We start from the raw sequence: 25,034 nt of genomic DNA, 5'->3' as shown, positions 1-25,034 counted from the left end.
ATTCAAAAAACAGGGCTATCCCGTCGTTAAAACGAAATAGCCCCCTCATTATTGCGTTTACCTTATTATTTCACCTCACTACCCGGTTTCACCTCTTTCTCCGGAGTGATAACCGCCAGCTTTCCATCAAAATTCTCAGCGGAGAGAATCATGCCCTCGGAAACAATGCCTTTCAGCTTACGGGGAGCTAAGTTAGCGATGAAGCAAACTTGCTTGCCTACCAATTCCTCGGGTTTATAATGTTGGGCGATACCCGATACGATCGTGCGTTTCTCCAGACCATCGTCTATACGGAACTGAAGCAGCTTATCCGCTTTCGGAACCTTCACGCATTCCAGAACCGTACCCACACGGATATCCAGTTTCATGAAATCATCGAACTCGATATTCTCACGGATCGGTTTCGCCTTATAATTCGCTTCCTCATTCGCTTTCTTCGTATCCAATAATTTCTGTACTTGGGCCTCGATCACGCTATCCTCTATCTTCTCGAACAACAACTCTGCCTTGCCCAATTGATGACCGGCCTCCAATAGATCCGTAGCACCTAGGCGATTCCATCCCAACGGCTCTACATTCAGCATCTTATTCAGTTTCTCCATGCTAAACGGCAAGAACGGCTCAAAAGCGATCGCCAGATTAGCCGTAATCTGCAAAGCGATGTTCATGATCGTAGCGACACGAGGCATATCCGTCTTCGCCAACTTCCAAGGCTCCATATCAGCGAGATACTTATTTCCGATACGGGCCAGGTTCATCGCCTCTTTCTGAGCGTCACGGAAGTGGTAGGTATCCAACAGGCGTTCCACGTTCTCTTTCACATCTGCGAAATCCTTCAAGGTCTGGCGATCATAATCTGTCAACTCGCCAGCCGCCGGCACCTTACCCTCGAAATACTTATCCGTAAGGACTAACGCACGGTTCACGAAGTTCCCTAAGATAGCGACCAACTCATTATTATTACGAGCCTGAAAATCTTTCCATGTGAAATCATTATCCTTTGTCTCCGGCGCGTTGGCCGTCAAGACATAGCGCAACACGTCTTGCTTGCCCGGCATATCCACCAGATACTCGTTCAACCAAACCGCCCAGTTGCGGGAAGTAGAGATCTTGTCACCCTCCAAGTTCAAGAACTCGTTGGCGGGGACATTCTCCGGCAAGTTATAAGAACCTTCCGCTTTCAGCATGGAAGGGAACACGATACAATGGAACACGATATTATCTTTACCGATGAAATGGACCATTTTAGTCTCCGGATCCTTCCACCAAGTCTCCCAGCTATCCGGCAGCAACTCTTTCGTATTAGAGATATAACCGATCGGAGCGTCGAACCAGACATACAGCACCTTTCCTTCCGCCCCTTCCACGGGAACAGGGATACCCCAATCCAAATCACGACTCACCGCACGGGGTTGCAGTCCCATATCCAGCCAGCTCTTACACTGCCCATATACGTTCGGTTTCCATTCCTTATGATCTTCCAAGATCCATTTACGCAAAAACGGCTCCCACTTGTCCAAAGGCAGATACCAATGCTTCGTCTCACGCATCACCGGCTTGCTGCCACTGATAGCGGATTTCGGATCGATCAAATCCGTCGGGCTAAGAGACGTACCGCAAGCCTCGCACTGATCGCCATACGCCTTCTCGTTTCCACAACGCGGACAAGTACCCGTGATATAACGGTCGGCCAAGAATTGCTTCGCCTCCTCATCGTAGTATTGCTCGCTTGTTTTCTCGATGAATTCACCTTTATCATACAATGTACGGAAAAAATCCGAGGCCATCTGATGATGCGTAGCGGAAGTAGTACGAGAATAGATATCAAACGTGATACCGAACTCCTCGAACGATTTCTTGATAATACCGTGGTAACGATCCACCACATCCTGCGGCGTGATCCCCTCCTTCTTCGCTCTCAACGTGATGGGTACCCCATGTTCGTCCGAACCACCAATCATCAACACTTCCTCCCCCTTCAAACGAAGGTAACGGGCATAAATATCAGCAGGCACATATACCCCGGCCAAATGGCCGATATGCACCGGTCCGTTCGCATACGGCAACGCCGTAGTAATCAGCGTTCTCTTAAAATGTTTTTCCATACCTTGTGTTCTCTTTTTGAGGGGCAAAGGTACGGAATAATTTGGTTAGATAAAAAAGATTGGAATATCATTCAAGGATGGATATATTCCTCTTTCGATCGCATAGTATATATTGCCGATCAAGACATAATAGAATAATCAACAAATGTCTCATGTCTTGTCCTTTACATTAGAGATTAATAACTTCCCATGTCTTACAAACTTTTCCTGCCGCTATATACACCACATACGCTCGCATGCGGTAAGCGGGGAATTGCCGATTGATATCAGCGGCATATCTTCTCACCTGATCGGCATCTTCGGGACGAACGACCTTCAAGGCCTCTACCATGGTAGCGTCTTTCGCCTTGAAATACTTGAACTCCACCACCCGGCAATCGTTGTGGAAGGCGGTGCCCGATATGCCCGTCAATACCAGATCCGCACGGCCGCTTGGCAAGTTCTGCTCCACGGCGAAGGTATAGCAGTTGCTCAAGTAACGACTCAGTACCTCGTAGAAAGAGCAACGAATAAAGTTCTCGTTGATCTTGTCGAATACTTGCGCCGGGAACTGGCCGAGATATTCCTTGAAATAATTTTCCACAAGCGGCTCCAGCTTCCGATGATCCATAAACAGGCGATAAGCGGGAACAAAACAGCGAGCGTCATCGCTAATCTGATTCAACTCGTTGTAATAATTCATGTAGATGCTCTGAGCGGTCAAGTTGGGAAGCACCATCACATAATTATCTTTCAACGTTGTCATGCCCAAGTAATATAGACTGACGGGGTAAAAATCCGGATCGAAGAACTTCTGCTTATTGAACTTACTCCTAAGATCCGGTTGAGAGTAGATCAACTCGCCATCGATCACCAAGGCATCCAGCATCTCTTTCGCATTCTCCAAGGTGATGGTAAGGCGGCGGATCCAATTCACGTCCGTTCGAAGGTTCTCGTCCACCATCTCATCGGGGACACCACCGGACAGCTCGGCGAAGTTCTTGAAAAAATAAGTCAATATAGTGGAATTAAATAACGGATGCGCGTTGGGCAGAAAGCGATAGCCATCATAGTTGTTTACGATAAGCGTCCACAGCTCGTCGAAACGATCCTCATTATTGCCATATTTACGAATAACATAGCGCAGGTATTCGGCAGCCTCCTCATGATTGAAACCCAACATCTCCGTGAAGTCAGGCTTCAAGGTAAGAATTTCGGCGATATTATAGCCGCTCGTCAAGTCATCCATCGTAACAGGCAGCACACCCGTACAAAAGCAAGTACGGATACTTCCCTCGCCGATACCCGCCTTGATAGCCTTGAAGAAGGTACGCAAGAAGCTCTCGCCAGTGGTGACAGACTCGTAAAGCGGGTCCTTATAGGCCGTGAGCAATTGGTTGGTGAAATTATCGTACTCATCAATAAGGATATAAACCTTGGGCAAGCCGCGCATACGGACATAAGCCAACGCCTCCTCCAGCATCTTGGTGGCATTACCTCTCACTGAGAACTTAAAATCACCGAAAAGATCACGGTTATGCTCTACCATGATCTCCACGGGGGAACAATTCAGATCATTAAAATTCTGCTCTAACCCGTCCATCGTGCTATCCATCACCATCTTCGAGAAGTCGTAGCGGATAATCATGTATTGGTTATGCTCCGGCGTAGGATTGGTCCCGATCCAAGTCCCCCCAAAAAGTTCCTCAAAGCGATGAGACTTACTGCGATCGTAGTAATGGGCGAGCATAGAGACCAACAAGCTCTTACCAAAACGCCGCGGACGCAGAAACACCGGAGCCTTATACCGCTCCAAATAAGGGATAAACCGAGTTTTATCCACATAATAAAAGCCACGTTCGCGTATTTCAGCGAAATCAGCCACGGCATAGGGAATGGTTATCTGAGGTATCATAAGATCTTCCTTTCTTTTTGATGTATACTGACAAACTTAGATAAAAATCTCCAATTCTTATACCTGTTCGCTAAGAAATCTTCTTTTATCAAGAAAAGGTAAGGAATAATTTGCGAATAACGGTTGGGACACGAGGGATGGAAATTGTCCATATGCTTTAATACATATTTGCACCTAGGTGCATTGGCCAACGAAACTAAGATACTTGGCCAACACACTTAGTTTCGTTGAACGATACTGTTAAGATACTTTTTAATCCAAAAGGGGAGAAAAGTAACTGGATATGTTTTTGGATTTGCCTTTAAAGAGAGAGACTGTATATTTTAATGTACGCACGTACGTTTTATATTATATGTAAAGAACGACACCCCCCTTGTTTATAGCTTGTGAAGTGAATAACTAGCGGCTACCCCCAGTGGTAAGCTAACGGCTTGGGAAGCCGTTAGTTATTCATTTCATAAGCCATATTTAGCATTAACAATCAACCCTTTAGTCGCATAGCCATAAGAGATTTCATATATAGTTCCTGCCACTGGTGATTTGATCGTCTTTGAATTCGTTTTATTTTCACCATCGTTATTTGTGACACTTAAAATGTAAGTTACTTCACTCGAGGGGAAATAAGCGGTTTCTCCATTGGATATTTCTACGGATCGGTTTCCGAATTGTACGGTAAAATGATAATCCTTAAAGCGATCACTAAAACCTTCCGGGAGTTTTAAGGAAACACCGATATTCACCATCGGGACTTCTACATTCAGATAGTTTATTTTACCAGCGTCTATCTTAAAATTCTTTTCAGCATAAAAGGCTGCTCCACCAGTTTCTGTATCTACCCAATTGGGCATGTCTTTATACGCTAGGTTATAGGTTTTCAGCAGATAGCTTCCGGCAGGCAAATCCAGCTTAGCAGGCACTTTTCCCGGTTCATATTGTTGCCCGCTCATTAATTGACCGTTTTGCCAAATCTCCACATATAGATCATTCTGAACTGCCCGAGTAGAAACAGTATTGACATTTTCTGTTTGAACAGAAAGATTTTCCAATATTAAAGTTCCTTTGCCTTCTGAAATATCAAAGGCTTCATCCTTTTGGCAACTTGCCAAAAGGATGAGAGTTAATAGAATATAAACGATATGTTTCATTCTTCTTTATCTTTATTTGTCATAAACAAGGGAAATATCATCAATATAAAGCTCGCTACCATAATGTTCATCAGCTCCATTCCCCCTAACTTTAGCTTTTACAACATTAGTATGTTTAGATCCAGATTTCAATGTTAAAGTCAACTTAGTAGCAACTACATTCTCTACCATATAATTAATTGGTATTTCATATAATTGATATTCAGTCTTACTAACAACATTTGTAGCCTCATATAAAATAACATCTTGATCTTCATTTTCTATTTTTAGTTCTATTACCCCTACATCATCTCCTTCTGGAATATAACGATAATAAAATTTCACTTTTGTTGGACGTACTTGAAAATCTCCAGAATAAGACAGTATCCCTATTGTATGAGTTCCCGTAATAGAACCATTCATACCTAGAAATGAACCTACATTTGTATTTGCTACACCATGCCCTATAGTTCTAATCAAAGCAGCATAATTACCATTATACTTATTTTCAGAACGCTTAACAGCAGATGCAGAGCAAAAGGATTCTCCTCTATAATTTGTGGTTTCCAGATTATTAGTAATCCATTGAAGACTTAAATCTTGAGAAAACGGGAACCACAAATTTTTATGATCACTCTGATCTTCCTCATGCCACTCCTCCATCCCAGAATTCGGCAACTGCACCGGATTCTCTAGCTCCACATCAATAGCATCCGTCATAACCACATCACGATAAACCGCTCTCACTTGATATGATCTATTTTGGGGATGTTCATTGAATAACACTTTCATATCTTGAATGTCTTTCCAAGTATCATCACCTCCGGACTTTTCTTTATACTGATATTTCAACTTAGACTTGATAACCTCCGGATCTCCTGTAGTAACGGTCAGTTCATCAATCGTAAACTCTTTCGTCCAGATATTTCCGGGTTGAACAGATACTGCCATTTCCGGCTTATTACACCTCAACGTATAAACCCGGCTTGGGTTTTCTTGCCCTTTAATCTCCTCACTACTCCAGCGATTATTCGCTCTCACATCTACTTCAATCTTATTTTCTACTGTCGTACCCGCATCTGTTCGCAACTTAGCGACAATGGAAGTCAAATCTAAAGAGGCTTTATCTACACCAATCTCAGGCAATACAATGCCTAACACATTTTCCATTTCCGCTTTATCTGCCGGAACAGATAAAAGATAGTCCTTATCATTCAAGCTTGAAAATTGCGGATCACCAAAAGTAAATTTCAGCTTCAAGTCTTGCAGTGCTGAAGCCGTATTTAAATTCAATATTGCCGTTTTAGTCTCTGTCTCAGCAAAGGAAAGTATATTATTCTCAAATCCTTCCGCCTCAACTTTCGGCTTAGGCAACCAATCCATCGGGATATCGCTCGTTATTGTCTCCTTTTTAATTTCAACTTTAGCGACATCCAACAATAAATCATCCGATAACTTCAATGTCAGTTTAACATGATGTCCGGCTTTCAATACCGAAGGCAAATCCTTATGTTTTAACTCCTCGGAAAAATCCTTACCGCTCACCTTTGTTCCCTCAAAATAAAAGGCAACCTGTTTCTCTGCTTGAAAATAGGCACTTTTCTTACTATCAGAAGTCAATTTACAAGAGGACTTCCCAACAACTACTTTCACCCAATAAGAAGAGAAGATTTTCTTCAACTCCGTATCAGTGGGGAAAGAGGCAGAAGCCAACGCATTGGCCACCTTGCAACTCAAGGTAATTTTCTTCTGCTCGCCCTCCTTAATCACCACATTAGTAGTGTCGCCTAAATAATAGGGCGCATCCAACGCTAAAACCGGATTATCTCCATAGGAAGCAGATATCGTATAAGTACCGGCCGAAGCAGGTATCGTCTGGCTGGTATAATTACCATCAAACAACGGAGAGGAATCCCCGTTCTTCACGACCTTAAGCTTAAACTGATCCGCTAGTGGCTTTCCCAATTCCGCTGGCGTACTTTTCGTCTCAATGGCAACACCCATATCCTGCAAGGATACCTGAAAGCCGGCGGTTTTATCCATTATTTCTTCCTCCTGACAGGCCACCATGAGAAATAATGAGAATATACAACAACAAAATTTATCAATCTGCTTCATCATATTATTTAGTCGTATATAAGTTCGAAATCATCTACATACAATATGCTACCGTCACCTCCGGTAAAATAATCGCCATATTTACTGGCACTTGCCACTACGATAAGATACATATCATTGGGCTTCTCCAGCGTCTTATATTCCAAATCGATCGTAAATTCTTTCCATGTTCCATTCGTTGAGACACACTCTTTGAGAGGAAGCTCACCATAAGCTATAATATTATTATCCGTCTTAAATTGGATAAACGTCTCAGCCTTGGTATTATCCACCGTATAAGACTCTTTAGCCAATGCGATATAAATCGAGCAAACATCCATATCTCCTTTTGAAAGCGTCCCCGCAGGCTGATTATCTCCTATATGAGTTACCGCAACCGGAGCGTATTGGAAAAAGCCATGCAATGCGAACGGGCGCGAAGCGAACGACCTTCCGAATTTGATCTTCGCACCATTCATTCCAACCAAACTGCCAAAAGATCCGGTATACAGGCTCGCAGCGGCAAATTTCACCTTAAACTGCGATTTCAACTCGGCAGATTTTCCACCCGGCGTATGCACAACCGTTGAATTTCCTTGAGTCGGGTTGATATTGACCACAGCCCCCAATCCAGTTGTCGTACCCGGATTGCTCGTATCCCAAAATGAATGACCCGCCTCACCGGCATACCATGTTTTCCCATCTTGATGCCACAGATCGAAATTACCATTATATAATGGTGTGGCAGTCTCTGTCGTGAAGGTAGACTCGCCCAACACGCTTCCCGAGGCATCCACCAGTCGGCATTGATAAGCCGTGGCGGGCTGCAATCCCTCGATCTTCGCAGAGACCTTCGAACCGTCTGCCTTCGCAGAGACCTTGTTCCAAGAAGTCTCTCCCTGTTTCACATACTCAAACGAACAATTAGCCTCCGTTGCTTTCCCCTCCACAAACGCATACTTGCTCCAGGCATTCACGGAAAGGTCTCCGGCTGAAGGCTGCGAGCCTCCCTCCTCATCGGTCAGACGGACATATACCGTCCATATTGTCCCCTTATTGGGCTCGCTCCAGGGATACTGAACCAAAAACTTCTGTGGAGAGGTGAAATCTTTCACGGTAGTAGGATTTGGCGTCACCTCGCCATAGGCTCCACCCAAAGCCAAAGAGGTTATAGAGATATTCTTCAGGTTCTCTCCTTTCCCTACATAAATAATCACTCGATTATCCAGTTCGTCAATAGAATAGTCTATCATACCCTTGGCCTCGACCTTCCGGTCTATGATTTGCTTCACCTTTACTTGCCATACATAATCTTGATAGGTTTTTATAGTAAAATTGACCGGTTTGGTAAAATCGACCCTCGTATTGGATGACATAGGAATACTATCCAATGAGGCGAATCCGGCAAACGGGAATTTATTAGGATTAGCACAGAGAGCCGAATCAACCAAAACCTGCGCATCCCTTGGATTCACCACCAAACGAGTAAGTTTCAATCTAGAAATATCAACAGAATCATTTACATACAGTAATATGGTCTTTGCCGAAGCATCAATTAATGCCGCATCATCCGAAGAGCCTTCAGCCGGACGCTGTCCCTCCACACGAATGTCCGTGATACCCGCATTGACGATCGGATAGGGTATATCATTCTCTATCGCACAGGAAGCCAGCACGAAGAAAACAAAAAGGCAAAAGCGACAGGTCGCTTTATATATATCGTTGATTATTCGCATATCCAATTACAAATAGAAAGTCATACCTATGTTAATGGAAAAAAGATTGATCTTGAAATTACCGGACGATGTACGGCTCGAACCCTGCTCCACTTGGTTGGTCGTCTGGTCGATCCATTTGAAATCGAAACCCATCACGCCGACCGACACCTCCACGGCGCTCCAATCGGTGATAAAGGCGGCCAGTCCGGGGGCGAAACCAATCTGTAGGTTCTGTACCTTCTGGTAAGTACCATCATAATTAGCCCCCGAGCCTGTGGAATTCTTGCCCGTACCGTAGCCATAGGTCACACGAGCCTCGTTGAAGAGACCGAATATCTTGCTCTTCCCAATCGGGATATAGGTACGCAGGAAACCGGATGTCTCATATTTATGCTCCAGATAATAGAGGTCCTTGAACGAGATGGTAATGTCGCCCAAATTGGCATCCACATTCCCTAGATCCAAATAGTTCCTACGGTAAGCGAAGCGAACACCGGCCGAGATATTATCCCGGAAGAAATAGCCCACGTACGGACTTATCGCAAAATTATAGCCATTCCCTTCCAAATCCTTTATAACAAGAAAGTTCAAGTTGCTCTCGTCATGCTCGGAATACGATACGGCACCTCCGGCCATCCATGTTCCTTTCGGGATGAACACAGCCTCCTGTACCTCTCGGTCGATGCGCTTAATGGCGCGTTTACCGCGTTGTGCATTTACGGTACCGGTCACTATTGCTAATAACAGCAATAAGGTAAATAGTTTTCTACTCATTCAAATAATTCGCTCTATTGTTATTGCCATTTTCTAGTTCTATCCTTTATATTGCCACAAAGATATTTAAAATCTACTTAGCAAGGAAGATATCCTTACTTGCCAAATAGATTTATAGTAAAAACTTATTGTTCCCTACATAGACTTTCAGCCTATGGTTTATTTCCACATTGTAGGCTCGTCATCGTAAATGAGTGAAAAATCATCGAGATACATTATGCTGCCATCGCCTCCGGTGAAATAGTCGCCATACTTGCTGGACGAGCAGACCACAATGATATGGGTCGGTTTCTCCGTCAGATTCTTATATTTCAAGAGGATATTGAACTCCTTCCATTGTCCGTTGGTACTTACGCATTCCGACACAGGCACCTCACCATAGGCGATAATGTTCGCATCATTCTCAAAATCGATCGCAGTTTCTGCCATTTTGGTATTATCTATAGTATATTGCTTTTTAGACATCGCTATATAAATAGAACAAACATCAGGATCTCCTTTTTCAACAACTGCGTCAGCCGGAAGATTATCCCCTACATGAGTTACATTTACCGGAGCGTATTGGAACCAGCCCTTTAATGCTGTTGGACGAGAAGCGAACGGCTGACCAAAATTGATCTTAGCACCATTCATACCAACCAGCCCACCAAAAGATCCGGTATACAGGCTCGCCGCTGCGAATTTCACCTTAAACTGGGATTTCAACTCCGCAGATTTTCCGCCCGATGTATGCACAACCGCTGAACTACCTTGGGTAGGATTGATATTCACTATGGCTCCCAACCCCGTTGTCGTACCCGGGTTACTCGTATCCCAGAATGATTTACCGGATTCCCCAGCATACCATGTCTTTCCATTCTGATACCATAAATCAAAATTAGCATTATATAATGCGATAGCCGCCTCCGTAGTAAACTCTACGATTTCGCTTGCCACCTCTTCCGTATCCTTATAGATAAAACGGTATTGATATTTTGTTGCAGGAGTCAAGCCCGTAATCCTTACCGAATAGGTATCGTTTTCACCTACGGTCAGATACGCAACCGGAGTCCAAGCCTCGTCTGTTGCCAGTTTATATTCCATCGCCAACTTGCTTTGATCCAAGACACCTGCCTTTGAAAGCACCTTCCCCTCCAAGTAAGCAAATGAACTCCAAGCGTTCGCCGCACTTGCCGATAGAGTTGTCTTAGCGGTCAGAGGCACACCTATGGTGAAATTATAGGTCTTGATTGTTCCGTCCAAAGTAATATCAATACTGGTAGAACCATTTGGCGAGTCAGCCACTTTATACATCAAGCGAACATTATCTCGAGCTTTTACCGCACGAACGGTATCTTTCTTAGAATGTAGTGTACCCTTTTGATTCGTTACGCTCGTTGAGATAATCAACGACTTCTCGGGAACTGGGAAATAGGCCTTTGCTGTCTCGTTCTTACCTAACTCAAAGGTAAGGCGGGTTCCAGTTTGGTCTGCCGAATCAGCCACAACAATGGTCGCAGACTTAAAGCTTTTCTTGAACAGCTCGTCAAATTCAACAGTCACCAAGACATTCGCCAATGTACAGATAACTTCGGCCGTCACATCCTTTCCTGCCATAACCTCTACCTCAGCTGATCCCACATAATAGGGCTTATCAAACTCGGCAGCTTTACCATCGAAGCCATTTGAAGAGGCTTTCACCACGTATTTACCCGTAGGCAAGGAAAATCGCTCTCCATCCCACGCCGTATAGTCATCCGTTTCCTTAACAACACCTCCTTGATCATTCAAGATTTGTACCGCCAACTGTTTGGGATTATAAACAACCTCCTCACTTCCCGCTTTGGTGGCTGTGGAATTATTGGTCGTTATATCCATACTTAAATAACCGGTATTTTTCATGGATGTATCATCCTCGGCCTGGCAAGCGACCAAACCTAATACCAACACAAAAAATAAAAGTGTATATATTGTCTTCATATTATTCAGCCACTTTTACACTTAATTTATCTTTTACGACTTTACCATCATTATCTTCCACCGTAATATTAAATACGTGTCCTTCTGGATCTGTTGTAACACCTCCACCAGTACTTGGATCTAGCAACAAACTAAAAAAGGCATGTACCGGAAATTCATAGCTCTTTTCTCCACCAACAGGTAAAGTTACACCCATTGACGTCAACGTCTCTCCTAAAGCTTCATTTCCTATCAATTTAAACTCTTCACCAAATAGATCTTTAACTATTGACGCAAAAAGCTCATTTCCTCCCTTTATCGCGACAGTGATATTTTTCAAGCCGGCAGGAGTTGATATAATAACATTTGCATTTTTTTGTTCATCAGCGGGCAACGTATAAAGAGCTTGCGGTATCGTGATTGTCGGATCATCACCCGTCACCGGTGGTGTCGGAGGTTCAGGATTCTCTTCGCCACTATCACCTTCCACTTCTATATCAATATTCTCATTTGTCTCTTGGTTAAAACCGTTAACCGTGATGGTGATACCGGTTTTATTGAGATCCACTTCTTTTCCGGGAGCCAACGAGATCGCCAAACCATCTCCTCCTACAAAATAGGGGCTGTCGCTTTCTACAAAATCAGCACTTTCCTTCTTCGTTAATGTCTGATTTATAATAACTTCTTCACTCGTTTCCTTCACTATAGCTGTTCCCGACACATAAATCTTATCTGTCTCAGCAGCCATTTTCCAATAAATCGGAGTTGGGTTTGGATTTTCTTGCGTATAAATATCTGAATGACCGCACTTGTCATCCACCGTAATAGACCATTTGCTATAATAGTTTATAAACTCGGAGGTAAAATCCATCGCAATTTTGACATTCTGGATCTTACATTTCACCGTAGCGGTTTTTTCCACACTAGGCATTATCTCTGCTTTTTCTACACCTCCATAATAAGGATCGTACATCTTTTCGGCAAACTCTCCCGGCGAATGCGCCTCTATCTCATAATTTCCTTTCGGCAACTCAATCACACCATTCGCATTTTCTTCTTTAAACTTAGCAAACGACTCATAGTTTTTAGTAAGATCAAAATCCATCGCCTTGATCACGAGCGGAAAATCTTCTTTCTGATCAGTTGCTCCTTTCGTTGCTAAAGAAGCAGAGGAACCTGCGCTCACGTCAAGTGTCAAATAGCCAGTTTCCTTTGGGATCTCTTTCCCGAAAATTTCCTCTTTCATCTCACACGACATCAAGCCGGAAAACAAAACCGTGCTCAACATCCATATATTGATCGCTTTCATATTCTAATCTCTTATTATTACTGTTATATATATTTATACCCAATCCCCCGGAATAACGATATCTACCGGATGATCAACCGTAGTCTCCTCAATTGTAATCGAAATTCCTAAATTGCCATTGTTGACTACTGGTTTCAAAGTAAGTTTCAAAGCATCCGCTGGACTTAACGTATAGGTCTTAACCGTCCCTTCTGCTTTTACATTCTCTTTCTTAGTCAAGCTTACCGTAACCTGGACCTTTTCCTGATTACCTACCTTAAAATACATCGGACCGACTGTCGCCTTTGCCCAAACAAAAGAAGAGGGTTTCTGCGCCTCTGTCTCAATCTTCAAGGAATAGTCGGAGAAATACTCATCCATCTTCGGATCGAACACAACATTAATTCGAGCTGAGCTGGGCTTACATATTACAGGAGCTGTCACCTCCTTTCCCTCCTTCACTTCAAAAGCAGCTTCGCCAGAAAAATACAACACATCGGAAGAAACCGGTTTATCTTCACCCGTAAAGGCTTTCAACACATAGTTACCAACATTCAAAGAATATTTCTCTTCCAAATTCTTATACAAATCATTAATAATAAGATTCTCCTCTTGCCCGGATTTAAACACTTGCACAGTATAATTGTTCACATCCTTATACTCACTCTCATCCACGGCTTTTGTTTGAAAACCGACCTCCGGTGCCAGATCTATTTTCACGAAACCTTTGCCCTTCGGAATATCCAAATTATCCACTTCAGAGCTACAGCTACCCAACATCAAACAACAGCCCAGTAAGCAGGCCATTCCCATAGATGTAAAATTCTTTTTCCTCATATAAATGCTTTTTTCAATTACTTCAATTCGTATAGATCCATTCGATCCCAATTCGGATGCAAAAGAATATATTTCACAAAGATCCTACAAGGTCTATTTGTCTTATTACCTATTCCTTTTTTTAGATTCCACACCTCACCCCTACACATACAGAGCCATTTATAAAGAGTGACCATGTCCTATTTTTACAACCCATTGTTCCTTTTATTAGAAACCGTGCCTAAACAGAATGCGCTCAGACAAGAGCCGCCCCTAGAGAAAGCAAGATTACAAGATAGTCGCTTCGATGGAAGAAAAAAGGATTTGACAAAATGGCAATTTGTAATCTCAACCTCTTGAGTATCGATTATTTCGGGGCAAAGTACTACTTACTTCCAAATTCATAAGAGAAAATTAGCAATTATTTGAATGATAGCCATATATCAAAAAACGACATTTTGTTCTAGCAAAAATAATTCATCGTAATTCATATTATGGGGAGTGAGAGAGGGAAAAAACAGTCTTACAATAGGGTTATAACAGTATAAGAATGCCTATTCACGACTACTTACACCCCTATTCACGACTACTCACGATGCCCAACGGCAGTATAGGCATTGCCCAATGCTGCCTATTGCATACATATTCGCCGTCTAACGTGTACCGAAAACGTTACTTTTTAACATAAAAGGCCACTTATCTTCCTGATTCTTTCGCTATTTTGATAGGTCAAGGAAATACCCCTGTCACAATATACATCCAAATTCAATCAAAACGAAACAGAAAAGATAATTCTAATGGCAACTACTTCCTTCGACAAGAAACCATACCAGTCCAGCCCAAACACCCAAGCGACTCCGAAAAGCCTCCGGAATACCGCAAGTTTCAGACGCTCGTATAATTTTCCTTCCACAAGACACGGCAAATCTTTAAAAATGCCTATTTTTGTCAAACGTTCCCGATAAGTGAATAATTAAACAAACATGGAAAATGACATTCCCAAAATAGACCTGCCTCAAGATTGGGTGATCGGGAAGCTTTCGATCGAAGATATAGGCCTGCTGAATCTGTATGCGAATTACCCATGCCGATTGAAAGCGGGGATTTTCGTGCTATGCCTAGGAGGAGAGATCGAGGCATCCATCAACTTAACGCAACTCAAGGTAGAACCCGGAAGCTTCATCACCATCATGCCCGGATCAATCCTGCAGATCCATAGGGCAGACGGGGACCTACAGATCTATTTCATGGGATTCTCATCTGATTTCCTCAGCCAAGCGAACTCCAGCAAAGCTGTCATAGACATGCACTATATCGTGAAAGACAATCCGGTGTATAAGCTAAAAGAGAAAGCCCAGCCTCTTATGAAAGATTATTTTGAGTTATTACTCAAAACATACGAGTTTTACGCCACGAAAATAAATCGCGGGATTACCAACCATTTGTTTACCGGTATGCTGATGGGGATCAGCAGCATGTATAAAGACCAGACGGAAGACCTGTCAATGCTCTCTAAAGCAGAGCTAATCAGTAAGAATTTCACTCAACTAGTAATGCAAAACTATACCATGCAACGATCCGTTGCATGGTATGCCAAGCGGCTTGGCATCACGCAAGCACACCTAAGTACGATCGTCAAACAAAGTACGGGAAAAACTTGCATAGAGATTATCACCTCGATGGTTATCATGGACGCAAAGGCACAACTAAAATCGACGAACCTTACCATCCACGATATCGCCTATACACTGAATTTCACTAATATGTCCTTCTTCGGAAAGTATTTTAAACGCCATGTAGGTATGAGTCCGCAAGAATACCGCAATTCCTAAACAACCCTAAAAAAGTAAGCTAGCTTACTTTTAAAGCACTTCCGGCCGGGTGTCTTTTCCTGAAATCACTGGTTCTTCTTTAATTTAGCTGAAGAGCTAGTTGAACAGTAAAACTCGTTTACCGAACAAGATTGGTATACAGCACGTTAAGTCATCCACAAAAGACTTCCCAAGTGATTAGTTATTCACTTCCCAAGCCGTAAGCTGACCACTAGGTATAGCCGTCAGTTGTTCACTCGACAAGCCGTCAGTTATTCACTTCAACAGCCATAAATAGCGCGATTTCCAACTAATATAAAGATAGTTTTTTCAGCTTAGTAACTGCACTATTATGGTTAATAGATGTATTCTAAGTGCAATCTCACATCCCCCAATTCTCCCTATCCAAACTCCTATACTGTATAGCCTCCGCCAAATGCCGGACTTCGATATGTTCCGAATTATCCAAGTCCGCTATCGTGCGGGAGACTTTCAGGATACGGTCATAGGCACGGGCGGAGAGGCAGAGACGTTGCATGGCGGTTTTGAGGATGGAGAGGCCGGAAGCGTCGGGAACGGCGTACTGATGGAGTAGCTTGGAGTTCATCTGGGCATTACAATAAATACCCTCATAAGCGGCAAAACGCCTTTCCTGGATCGCACGGGCTTTTATGACCCGCTCACGGATAGCGATACTAGGCTCTGAGGGCTGTTGCTCGGAAATCTTCTCGAAAGGGACAGGGACAATCTCTATCTGGATATCGATACGGTCCAATAAAGGGCCGGAAATGCGGTTCATATATTTCTGGACGGCTCCGGGAGAACAGAGGCAAGGACGGTCCGGATGGTTGTAATAGCCGCAGGGACAAGGATTCATGGAGGCCACAAGCATAAAGCCGGCCGGATATTCCACCGTGAAACGGGCACGGGAGATATTGATCACTCGATCTTCCAATGGCTGCCGCATGACTTCCAAGACACTCCTGTTAAATTCCGGCAACTCATCCAAAAAAAGGACACCATTGTGAGCCAAGCTGATCTCTCCCGGCTGCGGGAAAGTGCCCCCTCCTACCATGGCGACATTAGAGATCGTATGATGGGGAGAGCGAAAAGGACGTTGTACCATCAAGGAGGCGCCACCTCCTATCTTACCGGCTACGGAATGGATTTTAGTTGTTTCCAAGGACTCACGCAAGGTAAAGGGAGGCAAGACCGTAGGGAGACGTTTCGCCAACATGGACTTGCCACTTCCGGGAGGACCTACCATGATCAGATTATGTCCGCCGGCGGCGGCCACCTCCATCGCACGCTTCACGTTCTCTTGTCCCCGGACATCGGAGAAATCGCAATCAAACAATTGCTGGCGGTCGTAAAACTCCTTACGGGTATCAATAACCGTAGGCCGCAATGTAGGTTTACCCTCCATAAACTCCAGCACCTCTTTGATATTCGAAGCTCCATACACTTCCAGATCGTTCACCACCGCAGCCTCACAAGCGTTTTGCTTGGGTAAGATAAAGCCCTTAAAGCCTTCTTCCCTAGCCTTGATAGCGATAGGCAATGCCCCTTTTATCGGTTGGAGGCTCCCATCCATAGAAAGTTCGCCCATCAATACGAATTTGGATAAGTTGGATGAATCTATCTGCTCTGCCGCCGCCAGAATACCGATCGCCAAAGGCAGATCATAAGAGGACCCTTCCTTACGGATATCTGCGGGGGCCATATTAATAACGATACGATTGCGGGGGAATTTATAACCACATACTTGAAGAGCCGAGATAATGCGTTCATGGCTCTCACGAACGGCCACGTCCGGAAGACCGACTAAAAAGAATTGGATACCTTTGGAACAGTTCACTTCTACGGTAACGACCGTAGCGGAAATCCCCTGCACGGCAGCGGCATAAGATTTTACTAACATAGTTAAGAATTTTGAGTTACTAATTACAAATTAAAACCGGAACCTCCTGTTTTCAATCGCTCAGTCTTCGAACAAGTTCTCCAGTGTTTGCTTGATCTCGATTCCATTCTCTGTTTTCATCAAGATCTTATGATCCTCATCTATCAAGAAACAGCGTGGCAATACGCTTACGTTATACAGATCTATCAACATAGCCGCTTGTCCGGCCGAATCTGTTACCAGATTCCACGCTATACTATCCTTCTTCAGTACATCCCGGACATTATCCGGATTATCGTCCAAGCTAACCAAAAGAATATCCAACTGATCTTTCGGATATTTCATCGCTACCTTATCCAGATATAGATCCTCTGTCTGGCACATATCACACCAAGGAGCGGTAAACGTCAGCAATAAATATTTCTGCGGGAAAGAGTCCAAACTTACCGTATTCCCATAAATATTCCTTACGGAGAAATCTGGGGCTTCCGCACCCAAAGCCGTACGTTTCGCACGGGCGCTATATTGCTCCAGCTCCTTCACCAGATAAAAGTCTTTCAACCTTGGATTCAATAACGCCAACAACTCATCAATTTTACGAGTATCATCGGGATCTGAGAAAAAAGATTGAATCAAGACAACGGATGCCTCTTCATTCGGGTTCTCTTTCACGTACCGGATCGCTTCCTCGCTCAATTGCATATTAACATTCGCCAAACGAGCGGCGATATCCGTCTCCTCGATCGTATCGTTCAAATCCTTGCTATTTAAAGAATTTGATAAATTTGTCAATTCCGTCAATAAAGGAGCGATTTTTTTCTTAAAAGCGGTCAACTTATCATTTGTCCGTCCCCCCTTTACCTGCAATAGCAATGGAGAGTTAGCGTCGCCCGTGATTTTCACGGTTTCTCCCGGTTCCAGATAAGCCGTAACCCAATGCTCTTTATCCGCAAAGAAGATAGTCACACAATGGAAACCCGCTTCATGTTGATCGATCTGGAACTGCCCGGGTTTCGTACAAGCCACTGTATCAACCACTTTATAATTATCCTTCTCAAATACAGCATATACGGTTTGATCTTCCAGATTAGAAAGTTCCCCTTCAATCCGATAGACATAATCCTTGCCACAAGATGACAAACAAATTATAAAGCCAATAATAAGTGCCAGTTTTTTTATCATTACTCCTTTTTAAGCTCTTCTTATAACAGATAATCCGGTCTAAAGGTAGGAATATTTTTTAAAACTACTTCACATTTATAATAAAATTAACGCAGTTATCATAAAAAAAGCGCAGAATTAGTAATTCCACGCTTTTTTATAAAGATATTTTTAAACCTTGACCTTTTTTGATCAAGTTTTTTTAAGCAATTATAACTGAGGACCAGCAGCAACCAATGCCTTACCAGCTTCGTTGCCCGTGAACTTAGCGAAGTTCTTCTGGAAGCGAGCAGCCAAATCCTTCGCTTTCTCATCCCATTGAGCAGGATCAGCATAGGTATCGCGAGGATCTAAGATCTTCGGATCTACGCCCGGTAATGCAGTCGGAACCTCGAAGTCGAAATACGGGATCTTCTTTGTCGGAGCCTCGTTGATAGAACCATCAAGGATAGCGTCGATGATACCTCTTGTATCTTTGATAGAGATACGTTTGCCGCTACCGTTCCAACCTGTGTTCACCAAGTAAGCCTTAGCGCCAGTCATTTCCATCTTCTTAACCAACTCTTCGCCGTATTTTGTTGGGTGCAATGACAAGAAAGCAGCACCGAAACAAGCGGAGAATGTAGGAGTCGGTTCCGTGATACCACGCTCTGTACCTGCTAATTTAGCGGTAAATCCAGACAAGAAGTAGTATTGAGTTTGCTCCGGAGTCAAGATAGATACTGGAGGCAATACACCGAATGCGTCAGCAGACAAGAAGATAACTTGTTTTGCGTGCGGGCCTTTAGAAACCGGCTTAACGATGTTCTCGATGTGATAGATCGGATAAGAAACACGAGTGTTCTCTGTAACTGACTTATCAGCGAAATCGATCTTACCATCAGCGGCAACTGTTACGTTCTCAAGAAGAGCGTCACGTTTGATAGCGTTGTAGATATCCGGCTCGCTCTCTTTATCCAAGTTGATAACCTTAGCGTAGCAACCACCCTCGTAGTTGAATACACCTTCGTTATCCCATCCGTGCTCATCGTCACCGATCAACAAACGTTTCGGGTCCGTAGACAAAGTAGTCTTACCAGTACCAGACAAACCGAAGAAGATAGCTGAGCTCTTGCCCTCTTTATCCGTGTTAGCGGAGCAGTGCATAGAAGCGATACCACGCAACGGGTTCAAGTAGTTCATGATAGAGAAGATACCCTTCTTCATCTCACCACCGTACCAAGTATTCAAGATAACTTGCTCTTTAGTCTTCAAGTTGAAAACAGTAGCAGTCTCAGAGTTCAAGCCTAATTCTTTGTAGTTGTCAACTTTAGCCTTAGCTGCGTTGAAAGAAACGAAATCAGGTTCGCCGTAGTTAGCCAATTCCTCAGCTGTCGGACGGATGAACATATTAGTTACGAAGTGAGCTTGCCAAGCAACCTCCATAATGAAACGTACTTTCAAACGAGTAGCCTCGTTAGCGCCACAGAATGTATCGACAACGAACAAACGTTTGCCAGACAATTCTTTTACGGCTTTAGCCTTCAAGTCTGCCCAAGCAGCCTCAGAACAAGGCTTGTTATCATTCTTATATTCATCAGAAGTCCACCATACAGAATCTTCGCTGGCTTCATTCTTTACGAAAAATTTATCTTTAGGAGAACGACCTGTATAAATACCAGTCATCACGTTTACAGCACCTAGCTCAGTTACTTGGCCTTTCTCGAAGCCTTCCAAACTCGGTTTAGTTTCTTCTGCGAACAGAACATCATAAGACGGATTGTGAACGATTTCTTTCACATCAACAATTCCGTACTTGCTTAAATCTAAATTAGCCATCTTGAATTTAATTTAAATGATTGACTTTATATAACTTTTCTCTCTACTCTAGTTCGATACGGTGAGGCTTTCCGGCCTTTTGGAGCTTGCTGCGACTCCACCTTGTTAACCGCGGTACAAAAGTAATATTTTTTTTTATCGTACACAGCTTATTAAGGAAATTTTTCAGTAATAATTACTCTTTTCCATGCAATTAACAAAACCCTTAGTCTATTTGTAATATGGAGTTTACAAATCATATACTTTTAGCTAGCATCTCAACTATTTCCGAAGTCGTCATCATAGGTATTCGCTTTTATTGTGACTGAAACAAAGATATATACTTTTTTCCACACAAACAAATCCAGCGTATAAATATAAGAAAGGCGCAGGATAAATATCTTGCGCCTTCTCTTATATCCGATCAGAAATATATTACTTTACCTCCCAAATCTCACCTTTCATCAAAAGGTCGTGTAATTTACGTGTAGGATTCTTCGCTTGTACCTCCTCGATTTGCTGGTGGACAGCCTCATCATAGGTCGGTCCCTCCACATCTCGTATTACGCCTAACGCGATTGGCATATCACCGCTCATCATGGCAAGCATCATATGCAAGGTGTTATCCTTCTCATGGGCGTCGTGTACCAATACGTCATCCATCGTATAACCATCTTGTCCGATCGTTACGGATTTCAGTTTTAGGCCGTCTAGCACAAGGCCTTTATCCATGTTAGCGCCGTAAACCATTTTCTCGCCATGGCGAAGGAAAATCGTACGATCCGCACGGTATGCCTTATCAACGATCCCCTTATGGATACCATCATTAAAGATCACGCAGTTTACCAACACTTCCGTAACGGAAGCGCCTTTATGACGGGCGGAAGCCGTCAATACCTCGGTCGTATTCTTCAAATCCACGTCAATCGTACGGGCGAAGAAATTACCACGGGCACCCAACGCCAACTCGGCCGGGATAAACGGATCTTCCACCGTCCCATAAGGAGAGCTCTTGGATACAAAACCACGGTCGGATGTCGGGGAATACTGCCCCTTCGTCAAACCATAGATCTTATTGTTGAAAAGAACGATATTCAAGTCGATATTACGACGGACAGCGTGGATAAAATGATTACCGCCGATAGCCAAGCAGTCGCCATCACCCGTAATCAACCATACGCTCAAGTCCGGGCGAGCCGTCTTTACGCCGGTAGCGATAGCCGCTCCACGACCATGGATCGTATGGAAGCCATACGTATTCATATAATAAGGTAAGCGGGAAGAACAGCCGATACCTGAGATAACTGCCATATTGTGAGGAGCCACTCCTACCTCGGCCATAGCCTTATGCAGGCAATTCAGTACCGCATGGTCGCCACAACCCGGGCACCAGCGTACGTACTGGTCGCTTTTATAATCTTTCGGTTGAAATTTAGTTTCTTCTGTTGTCATCTTTTAAGCCTCCAATATTTTAGTGAATTCCTCAACTAATCTCGCAACGACAAAAGGTTGTCCCTTTACACGATTGAAGCGATACGGGTTAAATCCGGGAACCTTTCCCCGTAAATAGTTAGCGAACTGGCCGTTATTTTGCTCAGCCACCACCACTTTCTTATACTTAGAAAGAACCTCAGCCGTATTCTTAGGCAGCGGGTTGATAAACTTGAAGTGAGCGAAAGCCACCTTCTTGCCATTCTCCTGCATCGTCTCCATCGCCTCGTAAAGGTGCCCGTAGGTTCCACCCCAACCAACGATCAATAAATCAGCGTCCTCATCTCCGATCACTTCCAGTTCGGGGATATAGTCGGCGATCTTATCGATCTTAGCCTGACGGGTCGTCACCATCTTCTGGTGGTTAGCCGGATCGGTAGAGATAGCGCTCGTCTCGTAGTCTTTCTCCAGACCGCCCAGACGATGAGCGAAACCTTCCGTTCCCGGAATCGCCCAGTAACGAACCAAGCTTTCCTTGTTACGACGATACGCCTTCCAGACTTTCTCGTCTTGATAATTAGCTACGTAATTCGGCTTAATCTCCGGATATTTATCCATTTCCGGAATTCTCCAAGCGGAAGAACCGTTAGCGATAAAGGCATCGGTCAACAAGATAACCGGAGTCATATGCTCCACGGCCAACTTACCTGCCCAAAACGCGGCATCAAAACAATCAGTCGGCGTAGAGGCCGCTATTACCACGGCAGGGCTCTCACCATTACGGCCATACAGAGCCTGCATCAAGTCCGTTTGCTCGCTCTTCGTAGGCAAGCCCGTAGAAGGACCGCCACGCTGAACATCGATAATCACCAAAGGCAACTCAGCGATCACCGCCAAACCGATCGCCTCGCTCTTCAAGGCAAGACCCGGTCCGGAAGTAGATGTAGCCGCCAAGCAACCGGCGAAACTAGCTCCGATAGAAGTACAGATACCGGCGATCTCATCCTCGGCCTGAACCGTGATAACGCCTAAATCCTTACGTTTAGATAATTCATGTAAAATATCAGTAGCCGGAGTGATCGGGTAGCTACCCAAGAACAACTGCAAACCAGCTTTCTCGGCAGCGGCTATCAAACCATAGGAAGTAGCCTTATTACCATTCACGTCCGTATAGAATCCGGGCTCGGCTTTCTTACTCTCGATACGATACGTAGAAACCGAGGCATGGATGTTATTACCATAATTATAACCGTCCGTCAAAGCCTTGATATTAGCTTGGGCGATAACCGGTTTCTTAGCGAACTTATTCTGCAACATGTGCATAGCCTCCTCCAGCGGACGCTCGAACAACCAGCAAACAAGTCCTAAGGCGAACATATTCTTGCAGCGAAGAGCCGATTTATTGTCCAAGCCAAACTCAACCAATCCGTCTTTTACCATCGTAGAGATCGGAGCGGCAACAACCTGCACGCCAGTCAATCCCAGCTCAGTAAACGGATCATCGGTCGTAAACAAGGCCTTATCCAAATCACTTTTCTTGAAAGAGTCCGTGTCGATTAAAACAATCGCATTGGGTTTTAGGTGTTTTACGTTCACCTTCAGCGCGGCGGGATTCATGGCCACCAATACGTCGGCCTTATCACCGGGTGTAAAAATCTTACGAGATCCCAAGTGTACTTGGAATCCGGATACACCACTTAGTGTTCCTTGTGGAGCACGTACTTCTGCCGGATAGTCTGGGAATGTAGAAATCTCGTTCCCGAAAACCGCGGACAGGTTTGAAAAGATTGTACCGGTTAACTGCATACCATCTCCCGAGTCTCCCGAGAAACGAATTACAACCTTCTCCAGCGTCTTAACTTTTGTCTGTTCTGCCATAATATACTTTATTAGCTTTATCGCTTATTGGTATTTAGATCGTCCGCAAAGTAAAGCATAAACTTTGCGAGTTCAAAACTTTTCCGCATCAAAAAGCAGAGAGGTATAGATCAAGATTATTAGATGATAGATTAAAATGATTAGACACATAACTATTCACTGTCTTCCCGTAATACATATATACTCCCGCCCTAAAGCCCTTATCCGATTTGATCATTCCTTGCACGGAACCGGCGTCGCCCAACGACAATAATAAAGGCACGAATATATTACTATAAGCCATCGAGGTAGTACGAGCCACCCGGTTGCTGATATTCAGTTTACAATAATGTAATACCCCATATTGCTCGAACACCGCGGGATCTTCCCTCGACAAGCAGCAAGTCGTCTCAAAGCAACCGCCTTGGCTTACCCTCAGATCGATCACCAAAGCTCCCTTTTTCATCGTACGCACCAAGTCCGTAGCGATAATATAGCGATGTCTCGTATTAATATAACGCATCGCCCCGATCACCACGTCAGCGCTACGAAACGCGTTATGCAGCACATTCGGATGGAACGTGGAAGTAAAAAGCCCTTGCCCCAAGACCTGTTGTATTATACGCAATTTATTGATATCATCATCGAATACTTTCACGGATGCTCCCAAGGCCAATGCGGCACGCGCGGCCACGGTCCCGGCGTTTCCGGCCCCGATGATCACCACTTCCGTAGGGGATACGCCCGGGATACCGCCTAATAAGATCCCTTTACCTCCTTGGGTATTGCTCAACAGCTCGGAAGCGATCGTTATGGAAGCCGCCCCCTCGATCTCGGAAGTGACATTCAGCACCGGGAAACGATTATATTCATCCGCCATCAACTCATAAGAGATAGCGGTAATCCGTTTCGCCATCATCAACTCGAAAGCCTCTTGAGCGAATAAATTAAACTGCACCAATGAGAAAACGGTCGTGCGAGGTCTCATAAGCGCAATTTCCACCGGCAACGGAGGCAATATCTTCAAGATCAGATCCGCTTGGAAAACTTCCGCAGGCGTATCGACAATCTCCGCCCCCGCCTCCGAGAAATGATTATCGGAATAGTTGATGCCTAATCCGGCGCCACTTTCCACCAGCACCCGGTGACCGCAATCGGTCAGCATATCCACTGCCTCCGGAGTTAACGGCAAACGTTTTTCCGCCTCGCATCGTTCACGAGGAATACCGATGAGCAAACGGTTATTCACCTTGCTGATCTCTTTCAATAATTCCTGCGGGATATAGGCCCCCTGTGCCTGCCGGCCGTCGTTCGCTTCCATAT

General features: G+C 44.2%; 16 protein-coding genes. 1 reads left to right on the top strand and 15 read right to left on the bottom strand.

The genetic code is table 11. The features are described from left to right. Window positions 1-65 precede the first annotated feature (65 nt). The 9 genes from metG to CI959_RS08595 all read right to left on the bottom strand — a co-directional run bounded on the left by metG (window position 66) and on the right by CI959_RS08595 (window position 13,775). Window positions 66-2,105, bottom strand: coding sequence for a methionine--tRNA ligase (gene metG, locus CI959_RS08635; RefSeq protein ID WP_022192290.1), 2,040 nt, complete (start codon window positions 2,103-2,105; stop codon window positions 66-68). Window positions 2,106-2,274: 169 nt separating this feature from the next. Continuing rightward, window positions 2,275-3,999 carry an ATP-binding protein gene (locus CI959_RS08630; RefSeq protein ID WP_005860757.1) on the bottom strand — a complete coding sequence of 575 codons (1,725 nt, stop codon included), beginning with the start codon at window positions 3,997-3,999 and terminating at the stop codon, window positions 2,275-2,277. 455 nt (window positions 4,000-4,454) lie between these two features. Then, window positions 4,455-5,144 (bottom strand): DUF4493 domain-containing protein, encoded by a 690-nt coding sequence (locus CI959_RS08625; protein ID WP_005860755.1) that lies wholly within the window; start codon window positions 5,142-5,144, stop codon window positions 4,455-4,457. Window positions 5,145-5,156: 12 nt separating this feature from the next. Beyond that, window positions 5,157-7,244 (bottom strand): DUF4493 domain-containing protein, encoded by a 2,088-nt coding sequence (locus CI959_RS08620; protein WP_057317552.1) that lies wholly within the window; start codon window positions 7,242-7,244, stop codon window positions 5,157-5,159. A gap of 5 nt (window positions 7,245-7,249) precedes the next feature. Beyond that, window positions 7,250-8,956 (bottom strand): PCMD domain-containing protein, encoded by a 1,707-nt coding sequence (locus CI959_RS08615; protein WP_005860751.1) that lies wholly within the window; start codon window positions 8,954-8,956, stop codon window positions 7,250-7,252. Window positions 8,957-8,962: 6 nt separating this feature from the next. Beyond that, the gene (locus CI959_RS08610; protein WP_005860749.1) at window positions 8,963-9,712 is read right to left on the bottom strand and encodes a hypothetical protein; all 750 of its coding nucleotides are present in this window, start codon (window positions 9,710-9,712) and stop codon (window positions 8,963-8,965) included. A 159-nt stretch (window positions 9,713-9,871) separates the two neighbouring features. Continuing rightward, window positions 9,872-11,671 carry a DUF4493 domain-containing protein gene (locus CI959_RS08605; protein WP_005860747.1) on the bottom strand — a complete coding sequence of 600 codons (1,800 nt, stop codon included), beginning with the start codon at window positions 11,669-11,671 and terminating at the stop codon, window positions 9,872-9,874. 1 nt (window position 11,672) lies between these two features. Further along, a complete protein-coding gene (locus CI959_RS08600) occupies window positions 11,673-12,959 on the bottom strand; it encodes a DUF4493 domain-containing protein (protein WP_005860745.1) in 1,287 nt (428 codons plus the stop codon). A gap of 33 nt (window positions 12,960-12,992) precedes the next feature. Continuing rightward, window positions 12,993-13,775 (bottom strand): DUF4493 domain-containing protein, encoded by a 783-nt coding sequence (locus tag CI959_RS08595; RefSeq protein ID WP_005860743.1) that lies wholly within the window; start codon window positions 13,773-13,775, stop codon window positions 12,993-12,995. Between the two features lie 962 nt (window positions 13,776-14,737). Here CI959_RS08595 and CI959_RS08590 point away from each other — a divergent pair. After that, window positions 14,738-15,586 (top strand): AraC family transcriptional regulator, encoded by an 849-nt coding sequence (locus CI959_RS08590; RefSeq protein WP_005860739.1) that lies wholly within the window; start codon window positions 14,738-14,740, stop codon window positions 15,584-15,586. A gap of 361 nt (window positions 15,587-15,947) precedes the next feature. Here the strand turns inward: CI959_RS08590 and CI959_RS08585 are convergent, their stop codons facing one another. From CI959_RS08585 to CI959_RS08560, 6 genes are all read right to left on the bottom strand, one after another. Beyond that, window positions 15,948-17,486, bottom strand: a complete 1,539-nt coding sequence (locus CI959_RS08585) for a YifB family Mg chelatase-like AAA ATPase (RefSeq protein ID WP_057317551.1) — start codon at window positions 17,484-17,486, stop codon at window positions 15,948-15,950. 60 nt (window positions 17,487-17,546) lie between these two features. After that, complete coding sequence (locus CI959_RS08580) at window positions 17,547-18,647, bottom strand: TlpA disulfide reductase family protein (RefSeq protein ID WP_057317550.1); 1,101 nt, start codon at window positions 18,645-18,647, stop codon at window positions 17,547-17,549. A gap of 189 nt (window positions 18,648-18,836) precedes the next feature. Beyond that, window positions 18,837-20,444, bottom strand: coding sequence for a phosphoenolpyruvate carboxykinase (ATP) (gene pckA / locus CI959_RS08575; protein ID WP_005860732.1), 1,608 nt, complete (start codon window positions 20,442-20,444; stop codon window positions 18,837-18,839). A gap of 414 nt (window positions 20,445-20,858) precedes the next feature. Next, window positions 20,859-21,875: a 2-oxoacid:ferredoxin oxidoreductase subunit beta gene (locus tag CI959_RS08570; RefSeq protein ID WP_005860730.1), complete on the bottom strand. Its 1,017-nt coding sequence runs from the start codon at window positions 21,873-21,875 to the stop codon at window positions 20,859-20,861. Between the two features lie 3 nt (window positions 21,876-21,878). Beyond that, the gene (locus tag CI959_RS08565) at window positions 21,879-23,732 is read right to left on the bottom strand and encodes a 2-oxoacid:acceptor oxidoreductase subunit alpha (RefSeq protein ID WP_048928484.1); all 1,854 of its coding nucleotides are present in this window, start codon (window positions 23,730-23,732) and stop codon (window positions 21,879-21,881) included. 88 nt (window positions 23,733-23,820) lie between these two features. After that, window positions 23,821-25,032, bottom strand: a complete 1,212-nt coding sequence (locus tag CI959_RS08560) for an alanine dehydrogenase (protein WP_005860726.1) — start codon at window positions 25,030-25,032, stop codon at window positions 23,821-23,823. Window positions 25,033-25,034 lie beyond the last annotated feature (2 nt).

The sequence above is a fragment of the Parabacteroides sp. AT13 genome, assembly GCF_002272965.1.
Taxonomy (GTDB): domain Bacteria; phylum Bacteroidota; class Bacteroidia; order Bacteroidales; family Tannerellaceae; genus Parabacteroides; species Parabacteroides distasonis.
Note: the sequence above shows the minus strand (reverse complement) of the source record. Positions and strands in the feature narration are given on the sequence as shown.